Source organism: Muriicola sp. SD30 (genome assembly GCF_041205185.1).
In the GTDB taxonomy this organism is placed as follows: domain Bacteria; phylum Bacteroidota; class Bacteroidia; order Flavobacteriales; family Flavobacteriaceae; genus Muriicola.
On record NZ_JBGEWB010000001.1, the window covers coordinates 1 to 17,425 of the forward strand.

At 39.2% G+C, this 17,425-nt stretch carries 8 protein-coding genes; all 8 read left to right on the forward strand.

Going from position 1 to position 17,425, the window contains the following annotated elements:
* Window positions 1–106: 106 nt before the first annotated feature.
* The 8 genes from AB8P51_RS00005 to AB8P51_RS00040 all read left to right on the forward strand — a co-directional run bounded on the left by AB8P51_RS00005 (window position 107) and on the right by AB8P51_RS00040 (window position 17,425).
* Window positions 107–2,089 carry an amidohydrolase family protein gene (locus AB8P51_RS00005; RefSeq protein ID WP_369746718.1) on the forward strand — a complete coding sequence of 661 codons (1,983 nt, stop codon included), beginning with the start codon at window positions 107–109 and terminating at the stop codon, window positions 2,087–2,089.
* Between the two features lie 86 nt (window positions 2,090–2,175).
* Window positions 2,176–2,835: a hypothetical protein gene (locus tag AB8P51_RS00010; RefSeq protein ID WP_369746719.1), complete on the forward strand. Its 660-nt coding sequence runs from the start codon at window positions 2,176–2,178 to the stop codon at window positions 2,833–2,835.
* A gap of 122 nt (window positions 2,836–2,957) precedes the next feature.
* The gene (locus tag AB8P51_RS00015; protein WP_369746720.1) at window positions 2,958–3,812 is read left to right on the forward strand and encodes a hypothetical protein; all 855 of its coding nucleotides are present in this window, start codon (window positions 2,958–2,960) and stop codon (window positions 3,810–3,812) included.
* Window positions 3,813–3,981: 169 nt separating this feature from the next.
* Window positions 3,982–4,665, forward strand: a complete 684-nt coding sequence (locus AB8P51_RS00020) for a DUF6090 family protein (protein ID WP_369746721.1) — start codon at window positions 3,982–3,984, stop codon at window positions 4,663–4,665.
* Between the two features lie 246 nt (window positions 4,666–4,911).
* Window positions 4,912–5,685 carry a hypothetical protein gene (locus AB8P51_RS00025; protein WP_369746722.1) on the forward strand — a complete coding sequence of 258 codons (774 nt, stop codon included), beginning with the start codon at window positions 4,912–4,914 and terminating at the stop codon, window positions 5,683–5,685.
* 223 nt (window positions 5,686–5,908) lie between these two features.
* On the forward strand, window positions 5,909–6,637 hold the full coding sequence (locus tag AB8P51_RS00030) for a DUF6090 family protein (protein WP_369746723.1): 729 nt from the start codon (window positions 5,909–5,911) through the stop codon (window positions 6,635–6,637).
* 202 nt (window positions 6,638–6,839) lie between these two features.
* Window positions 6,840–7,571, forward strand: coding sequence for a hypothetical protein (locus AB8P51_RS00035; protein ID WP_369746724.1), 732 nt, complete (start codon window positions 6,840–6,842; stop codon window positions 7,569–7,571).
* 92 nt (window positions 7,572–7,663) lie between these two features.
* Entirely contained in the window at window positions 7,664–17,425 is a 9,762-nt protein-coding gene (locus AB8P51_RS00040) for an ATP-binding protein (protein WP_369746725.1), read from the forward strand.

The window sequence follows — 17,425 nt, forward strand, 5'->3', positions numbered from 1 at the left end:
TAAATTTACATGGCTTGATTCCAACTCGGAAAATCCATCGGATTTTCACTCGCAACGGAATCATAGCCAGAAACGTTGTACATAACCTAAATAAAGAACTGAATACATGAAACAACTTTTTTTATTGATATTTATCATCTTCTCTTCTCAAACGCATAGTCAATCGATAGATACACTGCAATTTTCAATGATGCTTGGGGGTGATAAAGCTGGATTTTTAAAACAATGGAAAAATCCTGATGGTAGTTTTACCGAATGGTTTCAATACAACGACAGGGGACGTGGGGACAGTACAGTGACAAATTATCGCTATAATGACAAAAACTATATTGTATCTATAGATGCGATGGGTGTCGACTATTATAAAAAACCAATTTTCGAAAAGTTTTACAAAGAAAATGATACTGCCTTTTGGGAAAACAGTTCCGAAAAAGGACAAAAGAAATTTGTGCAAAATGCGTCATACATTCCCTTGAATATTAGCGCCGGCATGTCATTTAAAAATTATTTTGTTGAAGCAGATAGCACGATACAATTGCTGCCCTCTGGTAAATCCAAACTTTCAGTTTTAAGCACTTACAAACTGAAAAGTGGAAAAGAAATCCGACTTATCTCAACCCGTGGTTCAGGATTGACTCCCAGTTATGCCTGGATTGATGAAAATGCTGAATTCTTCGCTTCACCCGGAAATTGGTTCTCTTTGTTTAGAACAGAATATGAGTTTTTAAATGAAGAATTACTAAAAATACAGGATGAGTACTCCAATAATTACTTTAAGGATGCAGCTAAGAAAGTTACTAGTTCAATTACGGATGGTCTTTTAATAAAAAACGCAAATCTATATAATGCCAAAACGGGAAAAATAAATTCTAACATATCTATTCTGATTGAAAATGGGAGGATAATAGAAGTAGTTGTAGGACAGTATAAATCTCCAAAGGGATATCGAACTATAGATGCCAAAGGAAAATTTGTTATGCCCGGATTATGGGATATGCATGTACATTATACTAGTCCTGCTCAGGGGGTACTCCATTTAGCTTGTGGAGTAACGAATGTTCGCGATATGGGTAACGCAATAGATTTATTAGATACGAAGAAAAAAATTGATGATGGAATTGTCCTTGGTCCCAGAATTCAAATTATGAGTGGTTTTATTGATGGTGCCGGAGAATTTGCCGGACCTATCGGTGAGAAAATAAGTTCAATAGAAGAAGGTACGGTGGCGATTAAAAAGTATGCAGACCTGGGCTATCAGCAAATAAAACTATATAGTTCCATTAAACCGGAATGGGTTGCTCCACTCACGGAAATAGCAAGAAAATATAATCTGCGGGTGAGTGGTCATATTCCTTCTTTTATGCTAGCGTCAGAAGCTATCGAAGCTGGTTACGATGAAATACAACATATGAATATGCTGTTTTTAAATTTTTTAGGAAAAGATATAGATACAAGAACACCTGCCCGATTTTCTGCCGTTGCTCAGAATGCGGCAGCCTTTGATTTTGAAAAAACTGAATTTAAGGATTTTATAAAACAATTGAAATCTCGTGATATTACAATTGAACCAACCGTAAGCATATTTGAAGGGATGTTCATTGGCAAGGCTGGAAAGCCTGACCCTTCTTATGCAAACATCATCCACCGTTTGCCTTTAAATATCCAACGCTCTTTTAAAACAGGATCCTCTTTAGAAATTCCTCCTGGAATGGAAAACACTTACGAACAGTCATTCCTCAATATGCTCAAGTTTATTAAGGTATTGTACGACAATCAAGTTACTATTTTACCTGGCACTGATGCTTTTGCCGGATTTACACTGATCAGGGAATTAGAAAATTATGTGCGAGCTGGAATTCCCAACGAAGAAGTACTTAAAATGGCAACATTGACTTCAGCAAAAATCGCTGGAAAAGCAGATAACTATGGAACTATAGAAATAGGAAAAATAGCAGACTTAATTATTATCGACGGCAATCCTATTGAAAACATCAAAGATTTAAATAAAATCGAAATAGTCATAAAAGATACTAGTTTATATAAAACTAAGGACTTATTTGAATTATTGTCGATCGAATATTTTAAATAAATAGGCAATGTACAACAACGGCTATAATTCATCCCGAAGACTCGGGACGAAATCATAGCCTGAACCGTTAGCGCCAATATAATCCTATGAAATTTATAGTTACAATTTTCCTGTTTTCTCAAATTGTATTTGCTCAGGATGTCGAATCTCCTAGAGTTTTAGTACTTACTCCAATAGAATTTAATTTAGACACTAGCTTAAACTTGGTATCCAAAGAGTACCAAACGACATTGACTGATGAACAGGTAGTGGAATGCATTTCATCTAAAAATGAATATGACGACAGAGATTTTGTCAAAAAAATGAATGAAATGGAATGTGAATTTGCAAGGAATTCGGACATATCAACTTCATTCACTTATTACTTATACGGTTGGCTGACTTTCAAACTATATGGGATTTTCGATGATGCAATAATTTACCCTGCAAAAGGACCTGATAAAAGAAATTTGGATTTATATGAATCGCTTTCCCAAAAACACGCAGTAAACTGGATTGTGGACTTAAAAGAGGTGGAATTCATAAAAGAACCTGATGGACTTCAAGGAACCGCCAAAGTGGTACTTTGGAATAAAAATACAAATCAAATTACCTTATCAACCGAAATTGAGATTGATGACCAGAATTACGGTGGAGAAATGCGCTGTGATGATGGAGAGATTAGCTGTTTAATGATTAATGGAGCAGTTTATATCTCTCATGAAATTTTAAAAAGCATGTATAGTGAAGAAAAATACTGGCGCTAACAACGGCTATAACTCATGGCTTATCGCTTGGCCGTTTTTTCCTATTTTTAAAGAAACAAAAAAACGTCTGACGCTTGCCACGAAGTCATAGCCAAGACCGTTACCTGCTAGTATTAAATAATATGATTCGTATAAAGGTTTTACTGCTTATTGGTTTTACTTCATTATCATATTCCCAGAGCGCAGAAAAGCATAACACAGACTACCAATTAATAGACGATGATGGTATAATTGTAGAAAAATATGACTCCACCATAACGGATGAAAACAGGTTTACAAGAAACAATCTAATTTTCAGGGAAGGCGTTTCTTTTCATTACAAGTTTGAGCATTTAGACCAGAATAACAATAGGCACTATTTTAAACACATAGATAGTCTTTCGTATTGGCAATTTGTCCCTGAAACCGAAGTTGATCAAAACACCATCCAGAGGGTAATTATTTCGGTTAAAAAAGGTTTACAAGGCTTTGACAAACATTTTCCAGGTTACAATCAGACAATAATCGGATATTCATATCCGACTCAAGAAAATTATGCGGGTTCAATTAGCAGTGCATCTGGAGTAATTGAGAATGAAGCCAATATTTGGATGCATCCCCCAAGAGATCTCTACTTTGAAATACTAGAATTGAATCCTTTTCCATTTATAAAAGCTCCATATGAAATAGGAACAAAATGGACTTGGTCCTTAAAGATCGGAGACCATTGGTCAGATGGACGTTGGAAGCTTTGGTCAGGTTCCATTGAGAATAATTATGAATATGAGATTACTGACCAAAAAGAAATTGAAACGCCTTTAGGAAAATTAAAATGCCTCGTGATTGAGAGCTCTGCAAGAAGTAGAATTGGTAAAACCTATCTTAGATCGTACTTCAATGGAAAATATGGATTTGTACGTTTAGAGTATACAAATATTGACGGATCTAATACGATTCTGGAACTTGACCACCATTTAGATTTAAATTACAGCAGGTAACAACGGCTATAACTCATGGTTTTTCGCTTGGCCGTTTTTTCCTATTTTTAAAGAATCAAAAAAACGTCTGGCGCTTGCCACGAAGTCATAGCCCAGACCGTTGTGCTTCATTATAACCAACCGATATTAAATGATAAAATTCTTTCGTAAAATCCGCCAAAACTTGCTTATGGAAAACAAAACTGGAAAGTATTTTAAATACGCCATTGGCGAAATTGTGCTTGTTGTTATTGGGATATTAATTGCACTTCAGATTAATAATTGGAATAACAATCGAATTGAACGAAGGATGGAAAAGGAAATCTTGAAAGAGATTTTAGTGAACTTAGAAACTGATTTACAAAACATCAATGAAACAATTGAAAGAAATAAAATATGGATTGAGCATAACTACCTAGTTGTTGAGCATCTAGAAAACAAAACACCCTTGACTGACTCTTTAAAGTATCATTACTCAAGTTTGTACGGTTATCATAGATTTCAACCTATTAAAGTAGCTTACGAAAATTTAAAATCAGAGGGAATAAGCATTATTAGGAACAATACCTTAAGAAAGAAAATATCAGAATTATACGAGTATCAATACTTTTTTATGGTAGAAGATATTCGAACTGAAATCGGTCGTATTCAACCCATTCATAAAAATCAAATTATCACAAAATTAAAAACTGAACAAAGCTATGTTTCTGCACAACCAGTAAATCTTGTGGCACTGCAAAATGACATACCGTTTCACGAAACCCTCAAAGATGTTATTGTATATAGATGGTGGACTATCGGTCGCATTAAGAAAGGAAGGGAGAAAATTATAGAAGTTATAAGCGCCATAGAAAATGAGTTGGATAAAAATTAAATTTTTATTTATGACTTTTGAATTACAATAATAAATAACGAAAGCCTGCCTACCCCGATAGCATTGCGCTATCGGGCACGCGGAAGGCAGGCACAACATCGGCTATAACTCATCACGCCACAGGCGTGACGAAGTCATACTTGCCTGCCGTACCAGTGGTAGCTGGGTAGGTAGAGCCAAAACCGTTGTGCTTCATTACTACTTCGCTTAAGCTTCGTAGTAGAAACTATAACCAACCGCTAACCAATGATAAAATTCTTTAGAAAAATTAGACAAAAACTACTCTCTGAAAACAAATTCAGTAAGTATTTGATTTATGCTGTTGGAGAAATTGTGCTTGTGATTATTGGAATTTTATTGGCTCTACAAATTAATGAATGGAACGGACAAAAAAAGGATATTAGAACATTACAAAATGATTTAGAATACGTCTTGGAAGATATCGCGGAAGACAAAACTGATTTACTTATTCTAAGAGATCAGCGTAAAACAGGTGCTCAAGGTTGCTCAAAATTCCTAGATGAATTTATGAAAGGTGGCGAGATGAAAGGTTTCTCATATTGGATTAATAATAATCTTAACGAAGTTTTTTACGAAAGGAAATTTAAACGGAATCAGAATGGTTTTGATAAAGTTCTTTCTTCGAAACTCTTTCAAGACGCTGAGTTTAAAACTTTACGAGAGAAAATAGATGAATATGTCAATGAAATTGAAAGGCTGATTTATGATGAAGAAAGACTCAACTACTTTATTGAAGAAAAGGAACTTGAAGCATTTTCGAATGGCAATTTCAGTATCCTATACGAGCATAATAGAGTTAGAGAGGGTTTTAGTAATGTAGAATCTGCAAATAATGAAATTGACTGGCAGAATATACTCAATAGTAAATCTTCATTGAAAGCTATATTGCTTAGGTATGAGGATGATGTCATTAGGCTATTAATTCCTCAGTATGGTGAAACCATAGATGTTGGAACAGAACTGCAACTTGCAATTGAAAAATACTTGAGCGAGCTCTAGGCAAAATAAGAAATATAACGACAGCACAACAACGGCTATAACTCATGGCTTTTCGCTTGGCCGTTTTTTCCTATTTTTAAAGAAACAAAAAAATGTCTGGCGCTTGCCACGAAGTCATAGCCAAAACCGTTGTGCTTCATTACTACTTCGCTTAAGCTTCGTAGTAGAAACTATAACCAACCGCTAACCAATGATAAAATTCTTTCGTAAAATTCGGCAAAGATTGCTCACTGAAAACAAATTCAGCAAGTATTTACTCTATGCAATCGGAGAAATTATTCTTGTAATGATAGGAATACTTCTTGCCTTGCAGGTTAACAACTGGAATGAAAACAGGAAAATAAACGAACAAGAATTACAACTATTAGAATCACTCCAGAAAGAATTTACATACAATATAAATGAACTAGACCGTTCGATAAAAAAAGCTCAATTAATCCAGAAAAGATGTGAGACCATATTAAAAAATACGGGAAATCATGAAATGAAATTATCTAAAATTGAAAGTGATTCTCTTATAAATTGGGGTTTGACGAACATAATAACTTATGACCCAAGTGACGGCATATTAAAAGATATTATCAGTTCGGGGAAGATTCAAATAATCAAAAATGATAAACTAAAAATCTTCCTTTCCAATTGGAATGGAATTCTCAATGATGTTAAAGAAGACGAAATATGGGCTGTAACTGAAAGGAATAATATTATATATCCTTTTTTATACAAGAATTCGAATTATACAAGCACTACTCAAAGTATCCGAGCAAACAATAAGATTATTTCAGGCTTTGACACAGATTACAAAGCAGTTTACAAATTTCTAGAATTTGAAAATCTTACAAATAGCCAAAGATTTTGGAATAGAAAAAATGAAATGAACTATAAAAGACTTAAAAGGAGAATTGAGGAAATAATAATCCTTTGTGAACATGAGATAAAATTAAAAAAATAACGAAAGCACAACAAAGAACTGAGCTAAAAAACAACTCTTTTCTAAGCTAATTTACTGCTGCAGTTTTCATCCATAATGCAACCCTGATTTAGCAATTAAATATTTTTAAAAAACACTTCCCTTAACATTAGCTTCTATCAAAACTTTTTAGGTCGGTTCAATTCCAAATTATACCATTTCTATTCATTTGTTTACCTTTGTAATGACGCAAGAAAAATCACCAAAAAAGTTCACAAATCGTCAACATTTTAAGGTAGCAGAAGTCAGAAATCCCTTAAATAAGGGGCTCACAGAAAAAGGTTCGATTCCTGGTGAGGCTACAAATAAGCACAAAAGCCTTTGCGAAAAGCAAAGGCTTTATTTTTGCGACCCGCCGAAAGAAACTTGTTTCGTTGAGTGCGGGTCCAAAAATAAATACAACTGCGCAGCAGTTAGGCTTTTGTATTTTCAGAATGAGGCTCAATCAGGAACAGCGCAGCTAATCCTGGTGAATTTAGAGTGCGGGTCCAAAAATAAATACAACTGCGCAGCAGTTGGGCTTTTGTATTTTCAGAATGAGGCTCAATCAGGAACAGCGCAGCTAATCCTGGTGAATTTAGAGTGCGGGTCCAAAAATAAATACAACTGCGCAGCAGTTGGGCTTTTGTATTTTCAGAATGAGGCTCAATCAGGAACAGCGCAGCTAATCCTGGTGAATTTAGAGTGCGGGTCCAAAAATAAATACAACTGCGCAGCAGTTGGGCTTTTGTATTTTCAGAATGAGGCTCAATCAGGAACAGCGCAGCTAATCCTGGTGAATTTAGAGTGCGGGTCCAAAAATAAATACAACTGCGCAGCAGTTAGGCTTTTGTATTTTCAGAATGAGGCTTTTTATTGCGCCGGCCCAACTTCTCCCAGCTGCTTCCCGTTTATTCTAAAATCTTGCTTATATTAGTAATGGAGGTCGAACCCAACCCTCATATGTTCGTTGTTTTTTGTTTTTATTAGTATGCAGAAATTGACGCACTTACCTTATAACCACCACCAATGAAACCATCCGCCCGAGTCAAAAGCAGTATTGAGGCACGTGCTACATACGATAAGGTTATCGAGATCTTTTTCTATTTCAGACCAGTAGAAGAACTCGATGAAGTTGTACATCCTAAATTTCTCGGTTATGGCACTGCGGCTCACGAATTTTTTAAAGACCGGGAGGCGCTTAGGAACATGGCCGTTATGCAGGCCGAACAATTGAGGGATACGCAATTCACCTTGACCCGTAAACCTGTAATCGAGAAGTTTCTCACCAACGATTCCACCTTTCTAATTCTGGAAGACTTTGAACTGCATATGCAGGATAATGATCATATACTTCAACTCAGACTTTCGACAATTCTCGAAAAAGATACCGACAAATGGGTAATAACTCATTTTCATGGTTCAACACCCGACAAGGATATCGATGAGGAGGAAGCCTTCCCAATGGAAGGCCTGCGCAAGAAAAACGCAGAACTGGAAGCCAAGATCAAAGAACGGACCCGTGAGTTGGAAATTGAAGCAGCCTTAGAGCGCGTACGTTCACGATCAATGGCCATGCATAAGAGTTCCGAAATAGGGGATGTGGCTTTTGAACTTTATCAACAACTAAAAAGCCTTGGAGGCGATCTATGGGGTACGGGCTTTGCTTTTTGTAAACCTGATTCGGATGCCGATGAATTTTGGTTTGCGAATCAGGATGGAATAATGCCCCATTTAAAAATACCAAACAATGTAGATGAGGCACATAAACTACTCTACAATGGTTGGAAGAACAATTTAGAATTATTGTCCGTCCATAAATCGGGGAAGGAATTAAAGGATCACTATAAGTATATGCTGAGTGTTCCTGATGTCGCCCCTATTTTTCAAGGGATGCTAGATAGTGGGTTAAAATTTCCGGAAGCACAAACATGGTATGCCGGATATTTTAAATTTGGCTATCTCCTGGTCATTACTATAAAGCCCTATGAACATGCGGATAACTTTAAGCGCTTTGCCAAAGTATTTGAGCAGGCCTACACACGTTTTTTGGACCTTCAAAAAGCCGAACAACAGGCCCGTGAGGCGGAGATGGAAACTGCCCTGGAAAAGGTAAGGACAGCCTCCATGGCTATGCAGAAAGGAGAAGAACTTGCCAACGTAATCAGTGTGGTCTTCGCCCAATTAAAGGTCCTTGGAATTGATTCTGAAGGATGTACATTAAACCTTTACGATAAGGAGGAAGGTATGGATATATGGATGTCTGGATTTGGAGAAGATGTTCACCCAAAGAGTTTTCACATTTCATATTTTGACCATCCTTACTACAGAATGCAATTGGATGATTGGAAGAATGGGGAGAAATATAAGGTCCTGGCCTTCGAAGGGGATCTCAAAAAGAGTTACGACAAGCAAACCTTCTCCAACAAAGACTTTTTTGAATTACCTAAAGACATTAGGAAAGAGTTTCTGGCTAAGGAGAGAAAGTTAAGTTCTGCTGCCTACATGAAGTATGGAATGCTGGAAATGATTGGGGATGAGGCATTATCTGATAGTCAGGGAGATATTCTTTGCCGGTTTGCCAAGGTCTTTGAACAAGCCTACACGCGTTTTCTTGATATTCAACGAGCAGAAGCCCAGGCCAGAGAAGCACAGATCGAGACTGCTTTGGAGCGGGTTCGCTCGAGAAGTATGGGCATGCAAAAAAGTGAAGAGCTCAAAGATGTCGTAAAAATAATCTTCGACCAATTGGCCCACTTAAATATCAATGCGGAGCATGCTGGTATTGTCGTTGATTATGAACCCAAAAAGGACTGGCATTTTTGGATTGCAGAAACACAGGATATTCCGGCAAAGGTTTCAGTCCCTTACCTAGATCTGGTCTGGGACCAGCAATTCACAGAGGCGAAAAAGAAGGGAAAGGATTTCTTTACCACGTTAATGGACTTTGAGGAAAAGAATAGTTTTTACAAAGTACTGCTGCCCCACGTTGAAGGATTAACTAAGAAGGTGAAGGATTTTTATTTCAGTTGTCCCGGATTGGCCATTTCAACGGTCATAGAAAAGGATATCGGACTCTATATTGAAAATTTTTCCGGAACTCCGTATTCCAGTGAGGAAAATGACATCCTCAGGCGTTTTGCCAAAGTTTTTCAACAGACTTACACTCGTTTTTTAGACTTGAAAAAGGCAGAAACCCAGGCGAGAGAATCTCAGATCGAAGCAGCTTTAGAAAAAGTCCGTTCCCGTTCTTTAGCTATGCATAAAAGTGAAGAGCTAAAAGAAGTAGTAGCAGTTGTGCTTGATAAATTACAAGAAGTAGAGATCGCCATGGAATCAAGGGTGGCAGTGATCGTTGTTTTTAAAGAAGGATCTAGAGATTTTAATCAATGGGTAGCTTCTCCTACGGACATTTCTAACACTTATATTTCAACACCTTACTTTGAGCACGTCATACTATCTGATTTTTGGAAAGCAAAAGAAAGCGGGCTGGATTTTTATAGCAAGTCATATTCCAAAGAAGAAAAGGACAACTATTTCAATCACTTTTTCGAGCATTCTTATTTTAAACATTTTGAGGGGTTAGAAGATCAGAAAAAATGGGCTTTGGAAAAGGAATTTTATACCTATTCTCCGGCATTTGAAAAAAATTCCAGTCTGGGGATTGCAGATTTTTCAGGCGAACCACTTTCCGAAAATGATATTACCATAATAAAGCGTTTTGCTAAGGTCTTTGAACAAGCCTATATCCGTTTCTTAGATCTCCAAAAGGCAGAAGCTCAGGCAAGGGAAGCTGAAATAGAGCTCGCCGTTGAACGCATCCGTTCACAGGCAATGGCCATGAAAGAATCTTCCGAATTACTGGATATTGTTGTGACCATGCGAAGGGAATTCCTTCGGCTAGGCCATGAGGCACATTATTTCTGGCATATGATGTGGCTGCCTGATAAATACGAAAAAGCAATGACGTCCGGCGATGGAAAACGGATAGGGATGGTCATGGAATTGCCCCGTCATATACATGGAGATATTAAATTACTAAAAAACTGGGAACGAAGTAATGAACCGCTGGTTGTGTATCCTATGGATGCTGAAGCGGCCATAGATTATGTGGATAAGATGATAAGCCTGGGCGATTTTAAGCAGGTAGATCCCAATGCCCCCAGTCATGATGATATCAGACATATTGGCGGACTCACCTTTATAATGGCCAGAACAACCCATGGGGAGATCGGGTATAGCTTACCCGGGGTAGTAGATCAGCCACCAGAAGAGGATCTTACTATTCTGAAACGATTTGCTGGAGTCTTTGATCTTGCCCATCGTAGGTTCTTAGACCTGAAAAAGTCAGAAGCACAGGCTCGAGAGGTACAAATAGAACTTGCATTGGAGAGAGTTAGGGCCAGAACAATGGCAATGCAACATAGTGACGAATTACAGGAGGCGTCATTTTTATTAGATGAGCAGGTTCGGGAGTTGGGGATAAAAACCTGGGGTTGTGCATTTAATATTTACAGAGAAAAAGATTCCATTGAATGGTTTGGGAACGAAAAGGGTATTCTTCCCACCTATACTATTCCCAGAAAAGGGATTTTTAAGAAATACTATGATCTCGGTCAAAAGGGCACCCAAATACACGTAGAAGAGATCAAAGGGGAAAAATGCGTAGCCCATTATGAATATATGAGTACGCTGCCGGTTATTGGTGATGTTCTAAAACAGCTGAAAAAAACCAATGGCTCTTATCCGGAGTACCAGATAGATCATGTTGCGTACTTTAAATACGGATATCTCTTATTTATTACCATTGAACAGGTGCCGGAGGCTCATGAGATTTTCATGCGTTTTGCCAAGGTGTTTGAACAAACCTACACCCGATTTCTCGACCTGCAAAAAGCAGAAGCCCAGGCAAAAGAAGCACAAATTGAGGCGGCATTAGAGAAAGTACGTTCACAGTCATTAGCCATGCATACCACCAGTGAAATGCAACTGGTGGCCAATGCGGTTTATGACCAGCTCCGGGAATTGGGAGTAGTGATGGATGCCGTGGGGATGAGCGGGGTCATAGAAGAAAAGAAGGATTATGATGTTTGGATAGGCGGGGCGCCCATGGGAAAGGCCTTGCGTATTCCTTATAACAAGGACACCAAAGTCCAGCGGGATTATAATAAGGCCATTAAAGAAAGACCCGATCTGTTTGCGAGGACCTATTCGGGCAAGGTTAAAGAGGAATATGTAAATCACCTGCTCACCCATGGAGATTTCCCAAAGGACCTGAAAAGGAAAATGGTCACCTCCTCAGCCTTTTCCACTTCTATTTCCTTTGCGAAGAATTCAAGTATACAAATAGCAAGGTATACAAACAACCAGTACACTGCTGAAGAAAATGAGATCCTGAAACGCTTTGCCAAAGTATTTGAACAGGCCTATATCCGCTTTATGGACTTGCAAAAGGCAGAAGCTCAGGCGCGGGAAGCACAAATTGAGGCGGCTCTGGAAAAAGTTCGGTCAGTCTCGCTGGCGATGCATCAAAGTAAAGATCTTCATAATGTTTTAGTAATGTTGTACAATCAACTGGATGCCCTGGGATTAAAGATGCACTCGGCTCAAATAAGTGAATCTATTGAAGATCCCAAAGCAATACATTCCTGGATAGTTACCAATGGTGCTGTTTATCCGGAACAGGTTCATATACCATTCTCTAAAAATATATATTTCAAACGTATCAGGGAAGCAATAACTAATGGGGAATCATTTTATACCCTAAAACTTTCAAAACAACAAAAAGATAAGCACTTTCATCACATTTTTGATAATTCCTCACTTAAGAATGTGCCTAAGGAAAGAAAAGACCTCATCTTTTCCAGCCCTGGTCTTGGAACATCCAATGCAATGGGGAAATATACCTCCTTGTCAATAATGCGCTATGATGGGATTCTGTACAGTGAGGAGGAAAATGAGATCATTAAGCGTTTTGCTAAGGTGTTCGAGCAGAGCTATACACGATTCCTCGACCTCCAAAAAGCTGAATCTCAGGCGCGGGAAGCACAAATTGAGGCTGCGCTGGAACGAGTACGTAGCAGGAGTATGGCCATGCATAATAGTAGCGAAATGCTGGATGTCATAGAGGTCGTCTATGGGCAGTTGCGACAATTAAATTTAGATTTTGATACGGTAAGTTTTGCCACAAATGATCAGAAGGGCACTTTTAATTTTTGGATGACTTCCAGGGGACAACCCAAACCCATATTTATGGAAATCCCGCATTTAAATAATCGGGTAATAAATAGGGTTTATGAGGCTAAAAAGAATAATGAAACTTTTATTTCAGATGTATTTTCTGCTGCGGAAAACAAGGAGTGGACTAAACATTTGATTAAGAATTCAGATCTGAAAAATTTCCCGGAACCTATTAAGAAATTTATTCTGAACGCACCGGGTTTTGCCCGTTCAAGTTTTTTCTTAGAGAATATAGACCTGTATCTAGTTAATTACAGAGCTGTCCCTTTTGCTGAAGAAGACAATTTAATCTTTCAAAGATTTGCAAAGGTATTTGAACAGGCGTATACCCGTTTTCTCGATCTTCAAAAAGCTGAAGCCAGAATTAGGGAAGCGCAGATTGAAGCCGCCTTGGAGAAAGTTCGCTCCCGTACCATGGCTATGCACAAAAGTGAGGAATTGCATAAAGTGATATTGACCGTTTCACAGGAAATTAGGAACCTGGGGTTAAATATCAGTGCTGCTCATTTATACCGCTTTGAGGAGGGGGATAAAGGAATAAATATGTGGATCGCAGGTGATGGTGGTCTTTATCCTAATGAAGTTTATTTTCCGTATTTCAAACACCAATTTTTTGATGGTATTTATCATGCCCGAACGACTAACAAAACCTTTTTTACGATGTCAGGTACGAGTAAAAAAGAAAAAAATAGACTCTATCGCCATCTTCTAAATAACTCAAAAATTGAAATTTCTGAGGATAGGAAAAAGTATGTACTTGACGCTAAATCGTGGGCAGGTATAGTTGCGCTGGGAAAGTATTCAGGAATAGGCGTTTTGCGATTAACAGAAGAAGTAGAAGAAGAATTCAGTGTTGAAGAATATGAAATCCTAAAGCGATTATCCAAGGTCTTTGAACAAGCCTACATCCGCTTTATGGACCTGGAAAAGGCAGAAGCCCAGGCCCGGGAAGCACAGATCGAAGTGGCCATGGAAAGGGTCCGGTCGCGAGCCATGGCCATGCATCATACGGATGAACTCACCGATGTATTGGGGGTGTTGTTCGACCAGTTCGATTTCCTGGGGATCAACCCTGTGCTTACGCATCTTACTCTATTTGACGAAGAAAATGAAACCTTTACCCTGCGCATTACGACAGGGGGAGAAAAGAGGACCATTGCAGAACAACTTATAGATGTGAATGCAGTGGAAAGTTGGAAAACTTCGTTTGCTAACTGGAAGAAAAGTGAACTGCATGCAGTTGATTGTATTGATTATCCCCCGGAAGTACTGCCGGCTGTTTGGGAGGTCCTAGATGGCGTGATGAGTGCCCTTCCCGAAGGTCAGAAAATATTTCCGGAAGATTTTCCAAATGGTCTCTATACTACCCAGGGGCACTGCAAATACGGTTATATCGGGTTTAACCATTCACGAAGAGCCACCGAAGAGGAAAAGGAAATTGTCATTCGTTTTGCCAAGGAGTTTGGGAGGTTATACCAGCGTTTCCTCGACATTCAAAAAGCAGAAGCACAAGCCAGGGAAGCACAAATTGAGGCGGCTCTGGAAAAAGTTCGGTCAGCCTCGCTGGCGATGCACCAAAGTAAAGATCTTCATGACGTTTTAGTAATGCTGTACAATCAATTGGCTTCGCTGGGATTGAAAATGCACTCGGCCCAAATAATCGAATCTATTGATGATTTTAAAGAATTGCATTGTTGGATAGTCACCAATGGTGTTGTTTATCCGGAACAGGTTCATGCACCATTCACTAAAAATATATTTTTCAAACGCTTCAGGGAAGCAGTAACCAATGGGGAATCATTTTATACCCTAAAATTTTCGAAACGCCAGAAGGATAATTTTTTTCAACACTTTTTTGATAATACCATAATTAGAAATGCGCCTCAGGCAAGAAAAGACCTTGTTTTATCTAGTCCCGGCCTTGGAACATCCAACGCAATTGGAAAATATACCTCTTTGTCAATAATGCGCTATGATGGAATTTTATACAGTGAGGAGGAAAATGAGATCATTAAGCGTTTCCTAAAGGTGTTCGAACAGAGCTATAGACGTTTCCTCGACCTACAAAAAGCTGAATCTCAGGCCAGGGAAGCACAGATAGAAGCAGCGCTGGAGCGGGTTCGATCTAAAGCAATGGCCATGCACAGTTCTGATGACCTTGCCGATACCGTGGAAATACTTTATAAAGAACTAGATACCCTGCAGGTGCATGCTTTAAGATTTGGACATGCAAAAGTAATCTCGGATACCAAAATAGTTGAATTACATACGGCTACGGATTTAGGGAAAGTGGTAGGTCAAGTAAAACTTGAAGGCCATCCGTTACTGGAAAAAATATATGAACATTTCTTGGCAAAGGAAGATTTGTACTATGCCCTTCAGGGAGAGGAAATGAAAAGCTATTACTCTATCTTAGGCCGCGCCATTGACGTACCGATACCCACTATGGATACGGTACAACATGGCTACTTTTTCTTTTTAGGGGACACCGCCAATTATGCCTGGTCTGACAAGGCATTAGATGAAGAGGAACTCAAAGTTTATAGAAGGTTAATTACGGTGTTGAACTTAACGTATAAACGCTACGAAGAGCTAAAGAAGGCAGAAACCCAGGCCAGGGAAGCACAGATAGAAGCGGCACTGGAACGGGTACGTTCCAAAACCATGGCCATGCATAACAGTCAGGATGTTGGTGCTACCGTGGTCACCTTGTTTGATGAAGTACAGAAGCTGGGGCTGGACGAATCTATACGATGCGGTATCGGTATCCTTGAAGGGAATGAAAAAATGGAAACCTGGTCTGTCAACGCTACGCACGAAGGAAAGGTTGATCTAAAACTGGGGATGCTCGATATGAGTATACACCCCTTGCTGGTCGGGGTTAAAAATGCCTGGAAAACCAGAAAGAAAGGATATTCCTATGAACTTAAGAATGAGGATGTCAGGAATTATTACAGCAAATTAAATGAGGAACCCGAATATTCATTTAATGTCAATTTAGACAGTGTACCCGATAGAATATATCATAGAATTTCCGTTTTTTCTGCCGGTGTCCTTTTTGCTTTTGCAGAAAACCCTTTTTCTGAGGAAGCCTCAAAAATCCTTGATCGGTTTGCCGGAGTGTTCGGGCAGACATATAGACGATATCTGGATCTGTTGAAGGCTGAAATACAAGCGCGTGATGCCCTAAAACAAGCGACATTAGACAGAGTAAGGGGGCAAATCGCCAGTATGCGATCCACTGAGGACCTGGAGCGGATCACCCCCCTGGTCTGGAATGAACTCAAGGCCCTGGAGATTCCATTTATTCGATGTGGGGTCTTTATTATTGATGAATCCAGTAAAACCGTTCAGGCATTCCTTTCTGCTCCTGATGGGCATTCCCTCGGAGTGATGAAAATACCTTTTGATGCCGAGAAGGTTACTGCGGCAACCGTGGCAAACTGGAAAAAGAAAGAGGTGTACAAGACCCATTGGGATAAAGATCAATTCCTGGAATTTATGCAGTTGATGAAGGATCTGGGACAAGTGAGCAATGAGAAGGAATATCAGGGAGCCGAACAACCCCCGGAATCGCTCCACCTAAATTTTGTTCCCTTTACACAGGGTATGCTTTATGTGGGAAATGTTGAAACCCTTGAGGATGAGCAAATTGAACTGATTCAGACCCTGGCCGATGCCTTTGCCATTGCCTATGCCCGGTATGAAGATTTTGTCAAACTCGAAAAGGCCAAGGAACAGGTAGAAAATACCCTTGAAGAACTCAAGGCAACACAGAATCAGCTTGTGCAATCCGAAAAAATGGCTTCTCTTGGAGAACTCACAGCCGGGATCGCACATGAGATACAGAATCCGCTCAATTTCGTCAACAATTTCTCGGAAGTAAGTGTGGAATTGCTAGAGGAAATGCTGGAGGAAATGAGCAAGGGAGACCTTGAAGAAGCAAAAGCCCTGATGGAAGATATCAAACAGAATCTGGACAAGATAAACCACCATGGAAAACGGGCCGACGGCATCGTTAAAGGGATGCTGCAACACAGCAGGACAAGTAGCGGGGAAAAAGAACTCACAGACCTGAACGTTCTGGCTGATGAATATCTGAGATTGGCTTACCACGGCCTTAGGGCCAAGGACAAGACCTTTAACGCCACCCTGGAAACCCATTTTGACGAGTCTATAGGAAAAGTAAACATACTGGCCCAGGATATGGGCAGGGTGATCCTCAACCTGATCACCAATGCCTTTTATGTGGTTCAGAAGAAAAAGGAAGAGCAGCCGGAAGGCTATGCACCAACAGTGACTGTAAGTACCAAGAAAAAAAAGAATAGCGTAGAAATTAGCGTAAAAGACAATGGCAATGGTATTCCTAAGGAGATCAAAGAAAAGATCTTTCAGCCCTTTTTTACCACCAAACCAACCGGGCAGGGCACAGGACTGGGGCTAAGCATGAGTTATGATATAGTAACCAAGGGACACGGGGGAAGTTTAAAAGTAGAAACAGAAGAAGGTAAGGGAACAACATTTTGTATTAACTTACCAGTAATTAAATGA